The 20,148-nt window shown below is 48.4% G+C and carries 19 protein-coding genes; 7 read left to right on the top strand and 12 right to left on the bottom strand.

The annotated features are described in order from the left end of the window. Nucleotides 1-9: 9 nt before the first annotated feature. The 4 genes from IQ256_RS19495 to IQ256_RS19480 form a co-directional block, all read right to left on the bottom strand. Nucleotides 10-1,152: a glycosyltransferase gene (locus IQ256_RS19495; protein WP_193857223.1), complete on the bottom strand. Its 1,143-nt coding sequence runs from the start codon at nt 1,150-1,152 to the stop codon at nt 10-12. Nucleotides 1,153-2,078: 926 nt separating this feature from the next. Then, nucleotides 2,079-2,723 (bottom strand): pentapeptide repeat-containing protein, encoded by a 645-nt coding sequence (locus IQ256_RS19490; protein ID WP_193857222.1) that lies wholly within the window; start codon nt 2,721-2,723, stop codon nt 2,079-2,081. A 34-nt stretch (nt 2,724-2,757) separates the two neighbouring features. Beyond that, nucleotides 2,758-4,206: a DICT sensory domain-containing protein gene (locus IQ256_RS19485; RefSeq protein WP_228025080.1), complete on the bottom strand. Its 1,449-nt coding sequence runs from the start codon at nt 4,204-4,206 to the stop codon at nt 2,758-2,760. Between the two features lie 154 nt (nt 4,207-4,360). Continuing rightward, a complete protein-coding gene (locus IQ256_RS19480) occupies nt 4,361-5,935 on the bottom strand; it encodes a photosystem II high light acclimation radical SAM protein (protein ID WP_193857220.1) in 1,575 nt (524 codons plus the stop codon). Between the two features lie 621 nt (nt 5,936-6,556). Here IQ256_RS19480 and IQ256_RS19475 point away from each other — a divergent pair. The 4 genes from IQ256_RS19475 (at nt 6,557) to IQ256_RS19460 (ending at nt 9,032) form a co-directional block, all read left to right on the top strand. Then, entirely contained in the window at nt 6,557-6,895 is a 339-nt protein-coding gene (locus IQ256_RS19475; RefSeq protein ID WP_193857219.1) for a DUF1830 domain-containing protein, read from the top strand. A gap of 235 nt (nt 6,896-7,130) precedes the next feature. Beyond that, the gene (locus tag IQ256_RS19470; RefSeq protein WP_193857218.1) at nt 7,131-7,580 is read left to right on the top strand and encodes a DUF4079 domain-containing protein; all 450 of its coding nucleotides are present in this window, start codon (nt 7,131-7,133) and stop codon (nt 7,578-7,580) included. Between the two features lie 125 nt (nt 7,581-7,705). Further along, entirely contained in the window at nt 7,706-8,272 is a 567-nt protein-coding gene (locus IQ256_RS19465; protein ID WP_193857217.1) for a hypothetical protein, read from the top strand. Between the two features lie 19 nt (nt 8,273-8,291). After that, a complete protein-coding gene (locus IQ256_RS19460) occupies nt 8,292-9,032 on the top strand; it encodes an ATP-binding cassette domain-containing protein (protein WP_193857216.1) in 741 nt (246 codons plus the stop codon). Nucleotides 9,033-9,151: 119 nt separating this feature from the next. Here IQ256_RS19460 and IQ256_RS19455 read toward each other — a convergent pair whose 3' ends face one another. Further along, nucleotides 9,152-9,895 carry a response regulator transcription factor gene (locus tag IQ256_RS19455; RefSeq protein WP_193857215.1) on the bottom strand — a complete coding sequence of 248 codons (744 nt, stop codon included), beginning with the start codon at nt 9,893-9,895 and terminating at the stop codon, nt 9,152-9,154. A gap of 264 nt (nt 9,896-10,159) precedes the next feature. On the opposite strand from IQ256_RS19455, the gene IQ256_RS19450 reads away from it, so the two are divergent. Continuing rightward, complete coding sequence (locus tag IQ256_RS19450; protein WP_193857214.1) at nt 10,160-10,408, top strand: DUF6761 family protein; 249 nt, start codon at nt 10,160-10,162, stop codon at nt 10,406-10,408. A 334-nt stretch (nt 10,409-10,742) separates the two neighbouring features. Here the strand turns inward: IQ256_RS19450 and grxD are convergent, their stop codons facing one another. The 3 genes from grxD to IQ256_RS19435 all read right to left on the bottom strand — a co-directional run bounded on the left by grxD (nt 10,743) and on the right by IQ256_RS19435 (nt 12,181). Further along, complete coding sequence (grxD, locus tag IQ256_RS19445) at nt 10,743-11,066, bottom strand: Grx4 family monothiol glutaredoxin (RefSeq protein ID WP_193857213.1); 324 nt, start codon at nt 11,064-11,066, stop codon at nt 10,743-10,745. 143 nt (nt 11,067-11,209) lie between these two features. Continuing rightward, the gene (locus IQ256_RS19440) at nt 11,210-11,455 is read right to left on the bottom strand and encodes a BolA family protein (RefSeq protein ID WP_193857212.1); all 246 of its coding nucleotides are present in this window, start codon (nt 11,453-11,455) and stop codon (nt 11,210-11,212) included. A 114-nt stretch (nt 11,456-11,569) separates the two neighbouring features. Beyond that, complete coding sequence (locus IQ256_RS19435; RefSeq protein WP_193857234.1) at nt 11,570-12,181, bottom strand: hypothetical protein; 612 nt, start codon at nt 12,179-12,181, stop codon at nt 11,570-11,572. 254 nt (nt 12,182-12,435) lie between these two features. On the opposite strand from IQ256_RS19435, the gene IQ256_RS19430 reads away from it, so the two are divergent. Further along, complete coding sequence (locus tag IQ256_RS19430; RefSeq protein ID WP_228025079.1) at nt 12,436-14,643, top strand: S8 family serine peptidase; 2,208 nt, start codon at nt 12,436-12,438, stop codon at nt 14,641-14,643. 103 nt (nt 14,644-14,746) lie between these two features. Here the strand turns inward: IQ256_RS19430 and IQ256_RS19425 are convergent, their stop codons facing one another. Beyond that, complete coding sequence (locus IQ256_RS19425) at nt 14,747-15,454, bottom strand: 1-acyl-sn-glycerol-3-phosphate acyltransferase (RefSeq protein WP_228025078.1); 708 nt, start codon at nt 15,452-15,454, stop codon at nt 14,747-14,749. A gap of 116 nt (nt 15,455-15,570) precedes the next feature. After that, a complete protein-coding gene (gene tadA / locus IQ256_RS19420) occupies nt 15,571-16,140 on the bottom strand; it encodes a tRNA adenosine(34) deaminase TadA (RefSeq protein ID WP_370623495.1) in 570 nt (189 codons plus the stop codon). A 71-nt stretch (nt 16,141-16,211) separates the two neighbouring features. On the opposite strand from tadA, the gene pcrA reads away from it, so the two are divergent. Further along, entirely contained in the window at nt 16,212-18,566 is a 2,355-nt protein-coding gene (pcrA, locus tag IQ256_RS19415; RefSeq protein WP_193857211.1) for a DNA helicase PcrA, read from the top strand. Between the two features lie 84 nt (nt 18,567-18,650). Here pcrA and IQ256_RS19410 read toward each other — a convergent pair whose 3' ends face one another. Together IQ256_RS19410 and IQ256_RS19405 are read right to left on the bottom strand one after the other, a co-directional pair. Then, nucleotides 18,651-19,280, bottom strand: coding sequence for a restriction endonuclease subunit R (locus IQ256_RS19410; RefSeq protein WP_193857210.1), 630 nt, complete (start codon nt 19,278-19,280; stop codon nt 18,651-18,653). Between the two features lie 79 nt (nt 19,281-19,359). Next, the gene (locus tag IQ256_RS19405; protein ID WP_193857209.1) at nt 19,360-19,767 is read right to left on the bottom strand and encodes a VOC family protein; all 408 of its coding nucleotides are present in this window, start codon (nt 19,765-19,767) and stop codon (nt 19,360-19,362) included. Between the last annotated feature and the right edge of the window lie 381 nt (nt 19,768-20,148).

The raw sequence follows: 20,148 nt of genomic DNA, 5'->3' as shown, positions 1-20,148 counted from the left end.
AATGCCTAACTAATAGCGCATTGATGCATAGGACTCTGCAGACATACTAGCCTGCGCTGTTTCCTCTAGGAACGTGTCCAAGTTAGTGACCATTTGATCCACTTTCTTGAAGAAAGCCCCTCGCGTGAATCTTTCTTTTGCGTGTTGCTGAATAGCGACGTAGTCCCATTCTACGGACTGCGCCTCTACTAGCGCCGACCGTAAAGATGCTGCAGTTTGCTCGTGAAAAAGAATTCCTGTCTTGCCAGATACCTGAGTGTCTAAAGCGCCACCTGCGCCAAAGGCGATGACAGGCGTCCCACTGAAGTTCGCCTCGACCGGGACTAATCCATAGTCTTCTAAAGCTGCAACGACAACAGACTTAGCCTTTGAGAATAGCTGTCTTCGAGCGTCGTCGCTGACATGGCCTAAGAACTGTATATTGCTAGCGGATTTGGTCTCCAGTCTTTGTCGCTCCGGGCCGCTACCGATGATACGTAAAGGCCAGCCTAGCTGATTGAAGGCTTCTACAATGATATCTACGCGCTTATAGCTTAGCAATCTGGAAGAAACAAGATAGAAGTCTTCCTTTTGCTCACAAAATGTAAAGCAGTCATCGTTGATCGGATAGTTGATTGTCAGCACCTTCTTTCTATATATGCTGCGAATGCGTTTAGCAACCGTTGTTGAGTTTGCCACATAGATATCTGGTTCTCCTGCGTAGGTAATATCTTGCCTCTTCATATAGCTGAAAACAAGCTTTAAGAAAGGTTCGAAAGCTTCGAACTCTTGATACCCACCGAGATACGTTTCGGTATCCCATAAAAATCTAGAAACGTTATGGCAGAAGCAGATATGACGAGCCCCTGGGCGCTTTCTAACAGCTTTTGCGAAGCTAGAAGAACTACTGATAATCAGATCATAAGCCTCGAGATCGAGCGCTCGAAATGCTGGGAAGTACAGTGGAGCAAACAGGCGGAAATAGCGCTTTGCACCTGGCACGTTCTGTAAAAAAGTTGTTTTTACCAGACGATTTCGCAGTTCTATAGTGCTTTTGGGATCGTAGACGGAGGTGTAAACATCAGCGTCTGGAAAATGATTGCAGAACATCTCAAATACTCTTTCCGCGCCTCCTCTTTGATTGAGATAGTCATGCACTAAAGCAATTTTCATACCTTTCTTGTCCTACTTCCTACTCGTGCACCTGAATCGAATGTATACGTTGTAACTCAATAGTCATAAAGCTGTAGCCTCGCTCATAGCTGTAGCCTCGCTCATATAGGTTATGACATGTCTTGGGTACATAGCATGTAATATCGTTGAAATCTACGTATGGCTTTGTATGACAATATGAAGACACAGTAATTTGTCGGATGCTCCGGCAGCTTATTATACTTACGATCATGGTTTACTGATACGTACAACAACGGCAGAAGTAATTGTTACGTATGAGACAGTTCGCAAACTGTAGTCTAAGCAGAAGCTTGTGAGTTTTCAGGCGTCAAAAGGGTTGATAAGCTTCCACGTACTTGACCCTACCAAATCAAGAAAAAGCTTAGATTTGTTAGCTCCTAATAATTTGCAAATTACTATATGTACTAGTGCCACAATTTATATTGGCACTGGTACATTTTTGAAGCTTCGAAAGAAGCACCCTCGCGAATCACGCCGCTCTTATCTAATGACTAAACCTTAGCATTAGTGTAGGTTTATTTAGGATCGCTCGACTGTAAATTCACGCACGAAGCGCGCGCGCTTAAACAGAAGGTGCCGTTTCTTTATATAGTTTTTGAGCAAAAAGATAGAGATAGTTATCACTCAGGCGGTTGAAGAGATTAGGCTCTTGAGAGTTGGTCTGTTCCTGACAGTTATCTCTGGATAGATCGCGTTTCAACTGATAGAGATTTGTTGCAGTACGTAATCATGCTCAACTGACACAGCAAGTATTGTTAACAAGCAGCTATTGAAAGAACGGACTGTGAACAGCCTCAGCTCTCTTTTGGCAGTGGTATTCTTCTATCTGTTGTAGTTTTTGGTGCTATGAGAACACTGCTAAGCGATCAAACATAGCTGTTGATGTCCGGCTTTGAATGGAGATGTTACAGGTCTAAAAGCGTTCCTGTCTTACAGGCTCCAGTCAAGTCTGCTCCTGTTGTAATTGCACCTTCTAGATATGCACAGAGAAGATTGGCCCTAGCCAGTGACGCACCTGTGAAGTTTGTCTCCTGCAGGTTAGCCTCTTCTAGATTAGCTTCAGTAAGCGTAGCTCCTTGCAAGTCTGCTCTAGACAGATCTGCACCTTTCATATTGCTATCACTGATGTTAGCGCCACGCAAATCTGCACCTCTAATATCAGCACTTTTAAGGTTGCAGCCCACTAGTGTTGCTCCGCTCAAAAAAGCACCTGTCAAGCTAGCGCCCGTCAAATTTGCTCCCATCAAGTTCGCACCCCGTAGATTGGCACCACGCAGGTCTGCGCCAGTCAGATTGCACTGCATCAAGTTTGCACCCCACAGGTTTGCCCGCAGGTCCGCGCCAGACAGATCCGCGCCGACTAAGTTACTCCCTTCTAAACGGGCCTGGTTAAGATTAGCTCGGCTCAAGTTGCTGCCAGATAGGATAGCTCCTGACAGTTGCACGCCAGATAGATCGCAACCAGAAAGCTCGGCATCGTCTATCCTGGCACCGCTCAATTGCTTTAGCTTACCTATACGGATAGCGTCGATGTCGATGGCTTGACTCATGAGTATTGATTCTAGGCGGTAAGTCTGTGTATGTCTATTTGGAGGTGGGTGTTTCTAAAGGCTGATAGGTGGGCCAAGAGTCGACTACGTCTGAATCAATTATACCTGTGCTCAGGGTCATCTTCAGTGGAATGGAGGGAAGGCTCAGACCCTGCTGTAGTCCGCTGACAAGGAAGCTCAGTATCTCTACCAGCTTTGGATCCCAACGTTCACCTGATTGAGCTTTACAGTCGGCAAAGGCATCTGCTACGTATTGCCATTCGTTTTTTGCCGAGGGTGAGGCTCTCTGTTCATCTTTATGTCGACGGTGGGCGACAGCATGCTGAAAGGCCGCAACAAGTCCCAAGGTTCTAGCTTCGACAGGAATGTTATCGCCGGCAAGTCCGGCTGGCTGCCCTGTGCCATTCCACCACTCATGCTGGTGAGCAATAATTTGTGCGATCGCCCGCAGTCTTGGCAGCACTCTTAAGGTCTGAGCGCCAGGATTGAGTGGGCAGCTATCACCCTCGGAATCCATCGCTCCAGATTCTAGCTGAGCGGGTGCAATTCGGTGTAGTAGGCTAGCTAGACGCAATCTCTGCATCTGCCACACTGGCAGATCCAAAAACTGACCCATCATTTCACACAAGGAGGCTACTTCAGCAGCGGCCAGTGGATTGGTAATATCTGCTAGATCGGCTAGCTGCGCCATTCGTAGATAAGCCTGAAGCTCATTGGACACTAGGTTTTGACTCAGTGCGCCTGCAAACTTGAAGGTTTCTGTTGCCTCAACCTGGCGATCGCCGCCCTTTAGATAATCTACGACCCGCATGACAACGTTGCCCACCTCGCCTGTCTTAGAGGCGGCCTGTGTATCTATATCAGCTAGGCGCTCTTCTAGATCCGCTTTTAGCTGAGTGCTGTACCGACCAACGTGATCAGCGGTAATCGCAATTGTCTCTTTCACCAGAGCCGGATCAAAGGTCCAGAACCCATAAAACTTACGCTCCAAGTCGTTTTCCGGCTTACCCTCTGGTCCATATTCGTCTTCTGTAAGCTCTTGGCATAGCACCATCGCGCTGTACCTAGAACTCATAATCATCAAGTGCCACTCTTCAGAGACCGGATCGTCTACGCTTAAATCTACTAGCTCTACATTGTCGCGATCGCCCGTTGGATGCTCTCTAAATCCCGCACCGGGCGCAGCTAGAATCACAATCTTATCAGCGGTATCTGCTAAGTCTGCGTATCGATCTGCCTCTTGCAAATACCACTTCCCCTTTTGGAAAGCAGTCACCATCAAAGGCGAAGTTTTTGTTGCTAGCACCGCGTCTTCTAAGGCATGGCATAGAGCCACCAAAGTGTTTTTGTAATACACTCCAAAGTTAAGCGGCGTACGACCAGAAGTTTGCGGCTCTTGCGGCCCCGATTCCTGTGAGAGATTCTCACCCGTCTTGGCCGGTATACCACGGTCTGAACCGTCGGTGCTACGACGCTCTTGCATCAACTTTTGAAGAATGGAACCCGCCAACATGCCCTTACACAGACCTTACTAAAACCTTCGTCAAACTTGTCAAACTTAATTAATTACTCCAGCGTAGGTTAAGCAGTCAACCTATCTGTCTGTTCATCTGCTAGCTAGCTAACTTAAGCCTCTACTAAGATGATACCTCAGCTAAGGCACGGCTTGGTGTTTTCACAGGTGCGCTGAGCGCTTCTGCTAGCGGTGCCCGACCTAGCTGTCTTTCCAAGATGTCCATGACGCCTCGGCCAAAATCGTTAGGCGTTTCTTTCATTGCTGCTAGACACACCTCTCCAAAATAGGCTCCTAGCCTACCAGGATTCCACAATAGCTTTAGTGCAACCCAGGGAAGGTAGATTGCCAGCGGATTGTAACCCCGCTTTAAGATGTTGTTCTTAAAGGCGTATTCTTCTAGGTGCGTGTGTGGTTGCAAACCGATGAAGAATATGGCTGGCTCTACTTTGTCAGCTCCAAAGATATCTTCTAACTCACGGTGGTAGGCAATAGTTTGTCTAATGGTCTCGTTGCGCTCGTCGATTACATTGAACGAGTAGTTGACCGAGACAAAATCGTCAAATCCAGCAGCTTTTAGATCCCGACAGTTTTGCAAGACGGTTTTCAGGTTGTAACCCATTCGCATCTTTCGAACTAGCTCTTGAGATCCGCTGGTGATGCCAATTTCAAAATAGTTCATGCCCGTTGCTACCATCAGCTCACACAGCCGAGGCGTTAGATTATCTGCTCTGATATAGGCCGCCCAGTTGATATCAGTCATGCCTGAGGCTTGAACCTTTTCTAGTAGCTCAACTGCATCATCTATGTAGCGCCTAGCCGGAATAAACTGGGCATCCGTGAACCAAAACTTGCGAATGCCTCGATCATATAGCTGCCGCATTTCCTTGACGACTTCGTCGGCGGGGTTGATTCGCACCTGTTTGCCTTCGACCACTGTGTAGATGCAGTAGCAGCAATTGTGGGGACAGCCCCGCTTAGTTTGTACGCCAATGTAGAAGTCCTGCTCTTGCAGATAGTATTCAAACTCTGGCCACATCGCCTCAATGTAGTCGTAATCACAGGCCGATTTTTCGATAGGGATAGGCTGCTCATGAATCAGCCGTTCTCGAGGTTCTTCGCCGACGATGTAACAGCGCTCTTGAGAGAAGTCTTCGCCCCGTAATAGCTTCTCTAGCAAGGTTTCGCCCTCTCCAACTGAGACAATTGCTCCTTCTGGCAACATCTGCGGCATTTGCTCATAGAACACGCTAACTGCACCGCCACCGATTACAACTTTCGCATCAGGCTGGTGCCTTTGAGCTCGCTTTAACCCTCGCTTAACGAGTTTCTCGTTTCGGCGCAGCTCGGCTAAATAGGTGGCGGTCATACGAGCTCCGCCAATAGCCCCACGTAATTTAATTAATGGGTTAGTGGCGTAGGCAAATTCAAAGGCGTTTTGTAGCGGGTTACCCCCTCTGCCACCGACAGGTGCATAAATCTGGATGTCTCGCCACGAGAAAACGAGGAGGGTAGGTTGAAAGCTGTCGATGCGACTGTCTAAAGCCCGAGTAAAGTCAAGTGGAGGAACTGTACCCATGTCGAAAATTTGCTGCTCTACTGCTGGAAAGCACTTGTGTACATGATCGGCCAGGTAGACAACGCCAATAGGAAAGATGGGGTTGCAAGGGAGTCGAACGTAGAGAATGCGGTCTTTCATAGTAAGCAAAGGGGAGGATGCCTCACGGTCAGTGCCGGGGAAGTCGCCAGTAATTAGCTCTCAGGTTTTTCACATATCTTTACGATAGCACCGACTTCGGGCTACGATCATTCTTCGAGTGATTTAGATCTCCTAAAGGGCTTTATAGAACGTCACCAAAAGAATCTATTTCGATTTTTTGTGGTCGATAAATTCGTGTAGCGGCTGGCTTTTAGCAAAGCTGTAGTTTGTTGCTAATTAATTGATTCAATTGACAGATGAAGCAAAGTAGCTTTGTAGTTAAGATCTATAGCAATATGGTTCTAATATCTTCTTATTAAAAGTTTGTTAAGCGGTTCCATAAGGTTGAGATAGTAGAAGCAGTTTTGAAGCGGTGCTGCGGTTAGTAAGTATTTACCTTTGTACGGTTGATTTAGCTATTACCAATCTCGTTTATGACTTGGAGAAAACGTTACAAAAACACATGTGTGTATAGTCGCTTTCTAACTGTGCAAAGCCTTAATATCAGGCGATCCCAATAAATACCTTAGCTTGGTAGTCGTTATTACAGTCATCTTATTTTCCAGGTGTTAGCCTCGCTAAGTGTGAAGTGCTTCAGACAATTTCCTCCCGTTCTAAACCATGGCTCAAATTATCGATCCTCTTCCGTCTGACGACGCTGCTGTTATCCTTTGCTGCTACGTAAATGTGACTAGCAAAATCCAGGTGGCACGTATTACGAATGTACCTGATTGGTACTTTGAGCGCGTCGTGTTTCCTGGTCAGCGGCTTTTATTCGAAGCGGTTCCTACTGCAAAACTAGAGATTCATACCGGCATGATGGCAAGCGCTATCTTGTCCGATACGATTGATTGTCAGGGACTGGCGATTCAGCCAGATAGCGATGAGGCCGCACCTTCTCCTTTGTTCACTTCTGAAAGCAAACCAGAAAAAGGTTTAGAAGCCTCCTTGAGTACATAGGTAAGTGCGTAGATACTTAATCTGCAAACAAATCCGCAAATATTTTTTGACGAGTTTCGAAGCTCGATGTCGCTAGGCTGGGCTTCTAATATTGGGCCTAGGATAGAGGTATCTGCTGAAACGTATACTAAGAAGTCCACACCGAAGAGACGTGACAGAACAGCGTGATTTTCAGTAGAGTTTGCTTAGTGAGGTGATATGCCTTTAAAGTGACCTACTAGAAAAGGACAAGTCCGTGGATCTTCCCTCGTTTATCTGGCTCTGGAGAATAGCGGCTTGGTCGATGGGGTTTTCTATAACGGCCTACTTACTGTTAGCTATTAGTGGAGCAGGCTTGTTTTACACTCGTTCAGACCAGCGCCTGGACCAGCGGTTACGTCGTCCCAGCTGGTTGCGCTCTGTGCATTTTACGACGGGCATCTTGATGGTGCTGCTAGTTCTGCTACTGTTATCGATTGGTATTATTGGTACTCTAGGCGAATTTGGTCACTTAGGTCATTCGCTACATCTGCCCGCTGGACTGTTTGTGGTGGTAGTAACGCTGGTATCGGCGTGGAGTGCGACGCGAATCAACCCTGAACGACCTTGGGCTAGAACGCTGCATCTCAGCCTTAATGCGGTTCTGCTTTTTGCCTTTGTCGCTGTCACTGCTTCTGGTTGGAGTGTTGTTCAAAAGTATCTCTAGTGTTTTTGAGCACGGCTCTCGTATGGCCGAAAGGATACGAGCGAAGGTGTGTTATTTTCCTGTATGGCCTATTTGGATAGGCGATGCTACTAGCTCCGCTTGTCCTAGATTTATCGACTTAAGCTATGGCCTCTGATTCTTTACCCACTCAAGATAGCTTCAAAATTTCTCCTTTGATTCAGCTCACCCTAACGTCTTTGTACATTGCGCTGGTGATTCCTCTGCCGTTTCTTGCTAAGGCGACGAATGCGCCAGTTTCGCCTAGTTTGATCTGGATCGGGTTTGTGATTGGCGCGATCGCCTTATGGAGTGGTTTGAGCGAACGAGTACTTATCGATGAAGAGAGCATTGCTGTGACCTATCCAGCTCTGGTCAGAGCATTTGGTCGGCAGGGTTGGACACTGCGGTGGGATGAGATTACGGCGCTAAAGCCGCGTTCGACTGGCCAAGGTGGCATCGTGTATTACTTTCTTAGCCAGGCGCAGGACCGAGCATATCTGCTGCCAATGCGAGTAGTTGGGTTTGCTCGCTTGGTACGGCACGTGGAAGCGAAAACAAGTGTCGATGCTCGCGATGTCAAGCCTCTTGCTCAACCCTGGATGTACGTTATTTTGCTAGGGCTGACGGCGGTCTTACTGCTGGTGGATATCTGGACAATCACGACGGCCAGCAGCTTTACGCCTGTCTTTTAGGCGGAAGGATTGAATATTCGTGAGCGTTTTGACATTTGATCGCGTGACCATGAGAGCGACGGCTGGCATTGTCGAGATTCTCAAGGAGATAACTTTCTCTCTAGAGATAGGAGATTTTGTTGCCTTGGTGGGGCCGTCGGGTTCTGGGAAAACCAGCCTGCTGCGGTTGATGAATCGCTTAGCCGAAGCGAGTAGCGGTCAGATTCGATTTGAGGATAAAGATATTCGCCGGGTCTCGGTGATTTCTCTGCGGCGTCAGGTCGCTTTAGTTACGCAAGAAAGCCGCCTGCTGGAGATGACAGTGGAATCCACTTTGGGCTATCCACTGCGGCTGAGAAATCAACCTATGGCAAAGATCAAACAAAGTGTGGATCTGTGGTCGGAGCGACTCAAGATTCCAGCAGCTTGGATGGATCGAACTACGGTGCATTTATCACTAGGTCAGCGGCAGCGAGTGGCGATCGCCCGCGCCCTAATCACACAGCCTAAAGTTCTGTTGCTAGACGAGCCTACTTCAGCCCAAGACGTTGGCTACAGCGAATTTTTGCTTACTCGCCTAGCTGAACTCACCCGTCAGAATGAACTGGCTATTGTGATGGCTAATCACCAGATAGAGCTAGTCTCTAGACATGCGAATCGCCTGTGGCAGATAGACAATGGCCGATTGATTAAAGATGCAGCCGCTAGGGATGTCGACTGGCTTCAATTGCACCATCAACTAGTCGACGAAGAAAAGAAGGAGCAAGCAAACTGGAATTGATAGTTCATGCCTTTTAAGCGTCTTTAGCCTTCTTAAGTTGTCTGTAGTTCTAAGTTGTATACAGTTAGACTGTAGCTTCAATAAATGAGTCCTAGAAAACACGACCCTCGAACAAGAGTTTATGCTGGTTTTCCATGTGCGATCGCCATCATCTCTAGAGGCGATGCGCTAATTTGCCCGACGCAAATCTGATAGCCGACATTGCGAACCGTTTGAATAAGATCTGGGTGGCGCGGATCGACCTCGATCTTCTTACGCAGGGACAGCACATGCGTATCCACTGTACGCGGATTGTCAATCGCATCTGGCCAAGCACGCCGCAGCAAGTCAATTCGACTTAGCGGTTCTCCCTCTGCCTGAGTTAGTACATACAGTAGGCTGAATTCCTGCGGCGTGAGATCGATAAAATCGCCCTTGTACCGCACCCGCCTTTGCACTAAATCGATATGTAGATCGCCATAGTCTACAGCTAAAGGTGTCGTAGTATGGCGACTACGCCGGGTGAGCGACTCTACTCGCGCTAAAAACTCCTTCATCCCAAAAGGCTTTTTTAAATAGTCGTCTGCCCCAGCCGACAGCCCGGTAACCACATCAGTCTCAGTAATCCGAGCCGACAGCATGAGAATAAGTGGGTAGCTTTGATTTCTGAGCCAGTGACAGAGCTGAATGCCTTGTCCACCGCTAAATTCTGCTTCTAGTACAACCAAATTAGGCTGTTGGGCCTGAAAGTTATCTCTAGCTGAGACCATATCGGTACACTGCTGTACCTGGTATCCTGCCTGCTGCAAATTCCAACTGAGCAAAGAACGCAAATTAGGATTGCTCTCGATAACTTGAATACTCGTCTTGACGATATCGTTCACAACAGGAACAGCGAACTCAATGCCGCTGACTACAGGTTTCTTATGACAAGAACAGTATCAGAGCCGTTTTTTTAGTTCTGTAATCGAAGTTACGAGAACAAAATCCCTCTATAGAGGCACAATATCTGTTGTTTCTAATTGGTTCAGGCCGATTTGACCTGATAAAATGTAAGGAATAGTCTCCATAAGCACACGTCAAGGTCTTTTGATAGTTGAGATGTTTACTTCGACGCTTTTGTTCAGTACTTGAGGACGACAAAGCTAATGCTGCAGGACGCTAGAACAATCCGTTACTACCAGCGGATTACTGATACGCTCGTTGACTACTGGCACAAAGGGTATCGTTCTGATGAACTCAGACTCTATTTGGAAGGCTACATCACGTCTTTGCGTCACTCCGGTGCGATTGAATCGTACTTAATTAATCAGCTAGAACAGGAGAGTCTTCGCTTCTTATACGACACTTCAAACTTCGTTGTTGCTCAGCCTGAGGTTGAGACAGATTACTATTAGTAGAACGCTATCAAAGCAACCTTGTCAGCAGCCTGAGCGAAGTAATGTTGGGTGTTTAAAGAATGCAACAGGGCTTTTGGGATGTAACCAATTGACAATTTACTGCCTTTGAAAGTGGCACCTCAGCTAAACGGGTCTTCTAGGTAGTTCTTCTTGATAGGTCTTTTGTCTTTATAGCAGTAGAACATAGAAAAAAGCGCGTTCTCGATGAGGTGAAAGCCTCATCGAGAACGCGCTTTCTCAAAATGAAAACCCGACAGATGAAAACTGAGATAAGCTCCCCCTCTAGAAGCAACCTATCCAGCTTTTCAATGTCAGTCATCTTTCAGCTGTCTTAAGAAGCTAGAGCAACTTCTACTGTTTCTTGCAAGTTGCCTTCGTTATACATGTTGATCAAGATGTCTGAACCACCAATAAACTCGCCATTGATATAGACTTGGGGAATAGTGGGCCAGTTGGAATACTCTTTGATGCCCTGACGGATCTCTGAATCGGCTAATACGTCTGTAGTCTCATAAGGAGCACCTAGCGTATTGAGAATTTGAACAACGTTGTTAGAGAAGCCGCACTGAGGCATAAGCTTAGTGCCTTTCATGAACACCATGATTTTGTTCTCTTCGATTAGGGTGTCGATTCTGGCTTTAGTTTCTGGAGACATCGCTACCTTTTTGAGTTGATTTTTTGAGTGATATTACAGTGCTGTGAAGTGAGTCTTTCAGACCATTTTGGAGCCTGCGTGTATGCATTGTAGTCGCTGACTTAGCTAATCGCTGCCATTTCATGTCGCTACTTTATGCCGCTTCACACGGCTACTTCGTTAGGTGTCTTAGTATCCAAAGAAAGCGCGTGAATAGCTTCTGAGGACATTGCCGTGTTCACCGCCTGATAGACGAGCTGGTGTCGCTTGACTAAACTGAGCCCTTCAAAAGCGCCAGACACGACGGCAACCTGATAGTGGTCACCACCGCCAGTGAGGTCTTGTACGGCGACGTTGGCATCTGGCAGACCGGCCTTAATCATCGCTTCTACCTGGTCAGGGCTGATCATCTGCGTCTCCTGTAAGTTTTTAGGTCAATAAAGATTAACCTACTTATTATGCCGTAATCCTTTTACGCCGCAATCCTTATGCTTTTTGTGTTTGACTTCGAGTAAACCTTTTGCCTAGCTAGGTGCGTTATAGGCAACGCCTACAAAGCCCAGTTCATAGAGCTGCTGGTAGGCTTGCTGCCCAAGGCCACGGGTAGGCTGTTGACTTTTGACGACTTCTACAAGTAAGGGAACGGCAAGGTCAGGGCGATTTTGCGCCCGGTAGACGACCGCGAGCTGGTAGCTGGCCTGATCACGAACCTGCGCTGATTCTAGGGCGAGCGATCGCAAGTCTTGGTTCACGCGGCTGTCTAGTCCGATGAATACACTAGACAGGCTTTGGTAATGAGTAGAGACGTCGTTGAGCGCTTGGCGAGCTTCGAGCAGTTTTGTGGCTGCTAGCGTATAGTTCTGATCGCTGATAGCAACTTCGGCTTCACTCATAAGCGATTGACCCGCTGCGATTCCAATTGGGCTATTGGCCTCTTCTATGGCGCGAGTCACTGTTGGCATGGTAGTCGTCGGCTGCGTGTCGGCATCTGGATTGACTGCATCTGACATCTGAGCCTGAGCTGCCAATGGCAGAGCTGTAGGGAGCGCGATCGCACCGATAGTTGATAGCGCAGCCATCGAAGCAGTGGCTTTGGGAGAAACGCTAGAAATAAAAGCTTTAAAGTTGAAAACCATGGTGTAAGGAAGCGGCATAAATGTCCAGCTTACTGCGATTGATTTAACCTAGATTAAGACATCGTGTTCTCTGTTGTCGCCCTTTTATGTGACTCTTGCCTAAGTGGATTGAGTGCTAAGCGGATTGCGATGGTTTGGCGAAGCGATCGGTCTTCGATGATTTGCACCAAATAATCTGTACTGAATAATTTGTACCAAGCTGCGCGGATGTGATAAACCGCTTTAGAACGTAAGGTTTAAGGTTCGTAGATTTTATGAGTCGATCAGAATCTTTCTCAATAGACCAGCCCATGGCTCAGTCTGCTAATGGTGGAATGGGCGTGCTGCCGGGGCAAGAGGGCGTAATTTTGCAGCGGGGCGGTGAAGAGCTGCAGCTGCGAAAGTTGAAGGACCGGCTATCGTTTTGCTGGTCTTTCGAGAGGGTTGATGGCACGGTGGATGCCAGTGAAATTAGCGAACTCTCGGCTCGGTGGCGACCAGAGCAAGTTAAGAACATCACACCCAGTGCTGAACGTGCTAGCCCTGATCGAGATGGCCAGAATGGCCAAATAGAATGGTTATTAGAATGGCAGCTAGATCCTGCTGATTTAGAAGCGGCGCTGGCTGAACTGCGATCGCTCGATGCGATTGTCTATGCTAGCCATGTATACGAACTGGTCGTGAGCCCTAGAGCGTATGCCTACTTGAGCAATCAGCTTACTGTGCAGTTCGTAGATGACTTGCCCATCGATCAGATTGAGGAAATTGCGCGCGCTGTTGGCATCGTTCGGCTGCAGCCGATTGTGGGCGATGGCAATACCCACAGTTTCAAAGTGGGCCCAGCGGCTCGTCAGAATCCTTTGAAGATTGCGAATCATCTCAAGCGCCAACCGCAGGTTTTGCTGGCTGAGCCGAATATTATTATGGCGATCGCGCCTCTATACCGACCTACCGACGACCGCTATCCTCAACAGTGGTATCTCCACCATCGAGGGGGCCGCGATCTAGCGTCTGGCTCACATGTTTTTGCCGAAAAAGCGTGGGATATTACTCGGGGTAGTCGTTCGATCACCATTGCGATCGCCGATGATGCTTTTGATCTATCCCACCCAGACTTGCAGGGAGCCGGTAAGCTAGTCGCGCCTAGAGACTTCAAAAATAGTGACGGTCTGCCCACGCCCGCTACAGACAAAAGCGAAAATCACGGAACGGCAGTTGCGGGCGTTGCCCTAGCTGAGGAAACCGGGGCCGGGATTGTTGGCATTGCGCCTGGCTGTAGTCTGATGCCGATTCAGACCACTGGCTATTTAGATGATGTCTCTATTGAGCGACTGTTTAGCTGGGCAATTGAACAGGGCGCAGACGTGATTTCCTGTAGCTGGTCACCTGCCTCTACTTACTTTGGCCTGTCGAGACGAATTAGTCAGGTGATTAGGAAAGCAGCGACTCAGGGCCGGGATGGAAAGGGGTGCGTTGTCCTTTTTTCGGCGGGTAATGCCAATCGACCGGTTAAAGGCCAGATCGAAGAAGCTGGCTGGCCTAAAAATGTGCTGCGAGGTCTAACTAAGTGGCTTTGCGGCTTTGCGGTACATCCCGATGTGATTACGGTATCGGCCTGTACTAGCTTAAATCGCAAGGCCGCTTACAGTAACTGGGGCCGCGATATCTCGGTAGCCGCGCCTAGTAATAATGCACCGCCATCAATGTCTTTATCGACTGGCCAGTTTGACACTGGGCCACCGATCAAAACCGCTTTGCCGGGGCGGGTAGTGCTGACTAGCGATCGCACAGGCGATCTAGGCTATACCACTAGCGACTACACGGGTTTTGGCGGTACTTCTAGCGCCTGTCCTTTGGTCGCAGGCGTGGTTGGGCTGATGCTTTCTGTCAATCCCGATTTGACCGCTAGAGAAGTCAAGCAGATTTTGCAGCGTACGACCGATAAAATTATTGATAAGCAGCCCGATCCACAGCTCAATCGCAAGCACGGTACCTACAGCAGCAGCGGCCATTCGCTCTGGTTTGGCTATGGAAAAGTCAATGCCTTCAAAGCTGTTCAAGCGGCGCAGGCAAAAGGGTTGAGTGGTTCAGCCTCGAAGCGCACCCTTAGTAAGACATTAACCGCCGAAAATATCATAGAGTTTTCAATTCCCGATGACGATCCTAGAGGCATTGTCAGCCCGGTAGTGGTCAATGAATCAGGGGCTTTGCAAGATATCAAGGTTTATATTCAAGCAGAGCATGAATTTCTCAGTGATTTGACCTTCACGCTCATTTCGCCGCAAGGTCAAACGGTTTTAGTTCAAGGGCGTACCTTGGGCCGTCAAACTCGTTTGCAAAGAACTTATTCTTTGGTCAGTACGCCTGCTCTACGCCAATTGTTGAACAGTTCGGTGGCAGGACGCTGGCAGTTGCAGATCGTCGATCATGTGCCGGGCAGCGTTGGCCAGTTGAAAAAGTGGGAGCTAGTCCTAGGAATCTAGTGATGGAAACTCTATTCCCAAGCTGTTCCTAGACCGTTTTTACTAGTCTCGGCTACTCCTAGTCTTGGCTCTCCTAGTCTTGGCTCTCCTAGTCTTGGCTCTCCTAGTCTTGGCTACTCAGTGTCTGTAGGCAGTTTTGTAAGTCATTGGTTAATCGTTTTGACTGTTCTTTGCTGCCGCCTTTTCTATAGTTGGCGGCAGATAGTGGTTTGCCGATGTGAATGGTGACGCTGCTGCGCCATTTTGGACAGATATCGCTGTACTTTAGGACGATAGGAACGATTTTGACGTTCAGATTGTGGCGACTGTATTCGGCGCGCAAGGCGATTCGAGCCAGCCCAGGTTTGAGTGGGTTGATGCGATCGCGAAATATATTTCCCTCTGGATAGATCACCAGCATTTCGTTCTCTTGCAAAAGCTGAACCCCGTGTCGCAAAGATTGGACGGATGGCTTGCGGACATGGACAGGAAATCCACCTAGCCGTCGGATAAACCAGCCTTGAACCCCTAGACACTCGTCAGCAGTCACCATAAATCTCAAATAGCGGCCTGCTCTTTGGCCTAGCAGTCCGACTAATAGCGAATCCCAGCGAGCCTGGTGGGTCGGTGCCAAGACGACCGGCCCTTCGGTAGGAATGTTTTCTTCGCCGATGATTTTGATATGGCTGAAATAGAGCGGTAAGACTAGCCATTTACCGATGGCATACATAATCGGTGCTAGCCACGGCGAGAGACGAGATTTTACAGGACGAGATTTTGCGGCTGGGCATTGCTGGTCAGCAAGAACTGCCATATCCATCGGAGAATTCATCAGCATGTGTGCAGTGTGTGAAAGAATAAGCCTAGAGTGAGCCAGAGCCTAGAGTGGGCAGGCAGTGTGTAGATATGTATCGATCTGCTGGGCCCAAGATATGCGATCGCTTCCCTTCACCTGGAGGCTTCACTGACACTTTTGTGTTTGGTCTGGCGTTTGATTTCTAGCCGTCTTTGCTTAAACCAGTCTTGTAGCTGCTGCCTACAAGCGGCCTCTAAAACCCCGTCGACAACGACCAGTTTGTGATTAGACCCAGGCCCATCTGGCAGATTTAGCACAGAGCGAATGGCCCCTGTTTTTGGATCGCTCGCGCCATATACCAACAAGCCCAAGCGCCCGTGGATAATGGCACCCGCGCACATTGGACAGGGCTCTAACGTCACATACAGCGTGCATTGGTTGAGGCGGTGCCAGTCGCCCAACTGCTGGGCCGCCGCGCGAATTACCAAAACTTCTGCGTGGGCAGTGGGATCTTGATCGCGCTCTTTGCGATTGGTGGCTGAGGCGATCATCTGATTGTCTGGGCCGACGATGATAGCCGCGACTGGGACTTCTCCGGCTGCGCCTGCGACCTGGGCTAGGGCGTGCGATCGCCGCATCCATTCCTCGTGTCGTCTAAGCATCTCCTCAGATTCCCGACTATTTACGGATTTCAACCCGCTGGGATTTGTATCAAGTGCCATACTAAATAGAGCGAATTGCCTCTTTCCGTTTGCCTTCTTTTAATAGTCTCCACTTGCCTTCCTCCAATAGTATGGTCACTACCGTAGATTTCCTCAATCAGCTCAATCCTGCCCAGCGTCAGTCTGTAGAGCATTTTTGTGGACCTTTACTCGTCGTCGCTGGAGCTGGCTCAGGCAAAACCCGCGCCCTCACCTATCGCATCGCTAACCTCATTCTCAATCACCGAGTAGATCCTGAGAATATCCTAGCGGTCACCTTCACCAACAAAGCGGCTCGCGAGATGAAAGAGCGCATTGAAAAGCTGTTTGCCGAGCAAGAATCCCTCGCTCGCCACGGTAAACCTTTTCATATGCTGCCAGAGCGCGAGCAAATTCAGCTGCGCTCTTATGTCTACAAAACTTTCATCAAAGGTCTTTGGGTGGGCACTTTTCATGCCCTCTGTGCTCGCATTCTTCGCTACGACATCGAAAAATACCAGAGTGCTGACGGCCAGCGCTGGACTAAAAGCTTTTCTATCTTCGATGAATCTGACGCGCAGAGCTTAGTTAAAAGCATCGTCATTAGCGGCCTAAACCTAGACGATCGCAAGTTCAATCCCCGTTCTGTTCGCTTCGCCATCAGCAATGCCAAAAACCAAGGCTTTACCCCCGACCAATACGAACAGGAGAACCCTCATTTCAAAGGCCGCACTATCGCTGAGGTCTACCGTCTCTATCAAAAAGGTCTATCTGCCAACAACGCCTTAGACTTCGACGACTTGATCCGAATGCCGGTCCAGCTCTTTCGTCAAAACGAGCAGGTTCTAGACTACTGGCACCGTCGCTTTCGCCACATCTTAGTAGATGAATATCAAGACACCAACCGCACCCAATACGATTTGATTCAGCTGCTGGCTACTAACGGTAAAGGCAAAGGGTTTGAAGACTGGAACAACCGCTCCGTTTTTGTCGTTGGCGATGCCGATCAAAGCATCTACTCCTTCCGTGCCGCCGACTTCACTATTCTGATGGGTTTCCAGTCAGAATTCGGCGACGGCCTAACCGACGACGAAACCCAAACCCTCGTCAAACTAGAAGAAAACTACCGCTCTACTTCTAACATTCTTGATGTTGCCAATCATCTGATTGAAAATAATACAGAGCGAATTGACAAAATCCTTCGTGCCACTAGAGGAGAAGGTGATTCTATCTTGTGTCACCGCGCCGATAACGAAGCGATGGAAGCTGAATATGTTGTCGGTCAGATTCGCAACCTAGAGCTAAAGAATCCTGAGCTACAGTGGCAAGACTTTGCTGTCCTCTATCGAACCAATGCTCAGTCGCGGGCGATGGAAGAAGTCCTCACCCGCTTTGGCATTCCCTACCGGGTTGTGGGCGGCCTGCGATTTTATGATCGCCGCGAAATTAAAGACATGCTTGCCTACATGCGTCTGGCTGTAAACCCAGCAGACAGTGTCAGTCTGAAGCGCATTATCAACACCCCCAGACGCGGCATTGGTAAGACAACACTCGATAACCTAGAGAAGGCGGCTAGCGAACTCGGCGTTTCTCTGTGGGAAATTATTCAGGATGAAACCTCTGTTAAAACCCTAGCAGGCAGAGCCGGCAAGAAAGTCACAGGCTTTGCCGAAATGATCAAAGGCTGGCAAGAGCGAGTTGATTCTGTTGGTCCTTCTGAACTGGTTCAAGATCTGCTAGAGCAAACTGGCTACATTGAGTCTTTGAAGGCCAAAGGGACTGAAGAAGACGAAACTCGAATTGAAAATATTCAAGAACTCTATAACGCGGTGGTTCAATTTGAGGAAGAAAACGAAGATGCGACGCTCTTAACTTTTCTTGCCAACGCCTCGCTTAGCACTGATAGAGACGACAGTAATGAAGGCAATCAAGTAACCCTGATGACGCTGCATGCTTCTAAAGGATTGGAATTTCCAGTTGTCTTTCTAGTGGGCTTAGAGCAAGGTCTTTTTCCTAGCTTTCGTTCTTTAGAAGACGCCGCTGCGATTGAAGAAGAACGCCGCCTTTGCTACGTCGGCATCACCAGAGCCCAAGATCGCCTCTTCATCTCTCACGCTCGTGAACGTCGCACCTATGGTCACATGCGCGAAGTTTCAACCCCGTCAATTTTCCTAAGCGAACTACCTCGCGACTACATTCTTACCACTGTTCCTAGCGCTCTTCCCGAACGCTGGACGACTACCACCCGCCAGGCCAAACTCAAGAACCCTCAGCCCAATCTAAACAAGCCTGGCACCCACGAGAATGACTGGAACGTTGGCGCATCCGTCGTCCACAAGGCATTTGGTGAAGGCAAAGTCACTCATATTTTTGGTGCAGGCAACAAGATCTGTTTAGCGATTCACTTTCCGGGGATCGGTAAAAAGATTATCGATCCTAGAACGACGACTATAGAGCGGCTTGGATAGATTGGCGCAGCTAGCGCGGATACCGCTTACAAAAAAGGCTATGCCTACGCGCGCCCTCGAAGATCGCCTAACCTAATCCGTCGTTTAGCGGCTGATAACATCAGCAATTTGCTTGATCACTCTTAGCGTTAGCTCTAAGTCGTTATCTCGGTCAATGATGAACTCTTTTGATTGTTCATAGACAGGTTCATTACTTGCCTGTCGGTCTAGCTTGAGGAAGATAAAATGTCTACCGTTAGTGACCATGCCGTAGAGGGTCTTTTGAGCTGTTGATGCTGCCAGCATGTACGCCAGAACTTGAGGAATGCCGACGATAGGCGAAAATCCAGCTCTTTTTGACTCGATGGTCAGTACCCAAAGCGAGTCTTTGATGATGACAATGTCCAGTCGGCCTCTAAGAGTGAGTTCGTCGTCTTCTGCAATGATCTCAACGGACTTTTCTGTCTCCACATAGAAGGGTGGTAGGAAAAGCCCTACAGTATCCAACAATGGAGAGACGACCGTCAGACTGACTGTATTTTCTAGGGCTGAGCGATCTTCAAAGTTCTCGTAGATAGCTTTGACATGTGCTGCGCGAGTCTTTTCAAAATTGTTTAGCTCTGGCAGTGAGGTTTGCCATTCAAAGAAGAAGCGATGATCGCCTGAACGCTTCAGACCAGTCTGTTGCTTCAAAGTGAGCACTGTCAACTTTTCTATGCCAACGGCTCGACTCATCTGCTTTTCCTAGCATACGGTTAAAGTTCTTTGAATTACATGGCGAAGACTGGAATCGCCTGTGACTGAAGCAATTTACCTAGGCAGTCTGCGCTGCTACTGTACCAGCTTCCTCTTTTGAAGATTCCTGATCAAATAGATCATCGGGCTCGTAGAGGTATTCGAACCAGTTGCCAAAAGGATCGCGACCATAGAAAGAGGCGGTGCCGTCTCGGTGGTCGTGGATCTTGCCAACCTTGACGCCATCGGCTTTGAGCTTTTCGTAAGCAGTATCGATGTCAGCTCTGTCGTTGAACACAAAACCGAAGTGAGGCCCAGCCTGATCGTAGTCAGGGCTCATCAGGGCAAGGCCATCGTTCCCAGCTTTGAGATAGGCCCAGTCGCTATCTTGCCAAACGACTTTCATGCCTAAGTTTTGGTAGAACTGGACGGCTTTGGATACATCTTCTACACAGACGGCAACGTGGCCTAGGCGCTTCATTTGCATGGGTTTGGGTTCCTACTAGTTCAATGCTGCATGGGCTCAGGTGTTTATTTTAGGTGTTTATTTCATAAGTGTTTAGCTTAGAGCAGCTACTATCTATCTGCTGCGGTTCGGACGGTATTTACGAAATTCAACCAGAATCTCTATAAGTCGATAGCCGTTAATATAGAGATGGCGAGTACGGTGCTATTTCAACTGGAGCTTGGTGCCTGGCTCGAAAGTAGAGAGAAAGGATTTATTAATATGGACGACACTTTTGATTCTGACAAGCGAAAACTTCTGTCTATTGTTTCTCACGGCTCTATTTTTTTGAGCCAGTTGGTGCTGTCGGCAGGAATTCCTTTCGCACTACTCTTCTTGTCCGAAGATCCGGTCGTCAAAGAT

It is taken from the genome of cf. Phormidesmis sp. LEGE 11477, from assembly GCF_015207105.1.
GTDB lineage: Bacteria > Cyanobacteriota > Cyanobacteriia > Phormidesmidales > Phormidesmidaceae > Phormidesmis.
The sequence above is the reverse complement of the archived record's forward strand: the minus strand, read 5'-3'. Positions and strand labels throughout refer to the sequence as shown.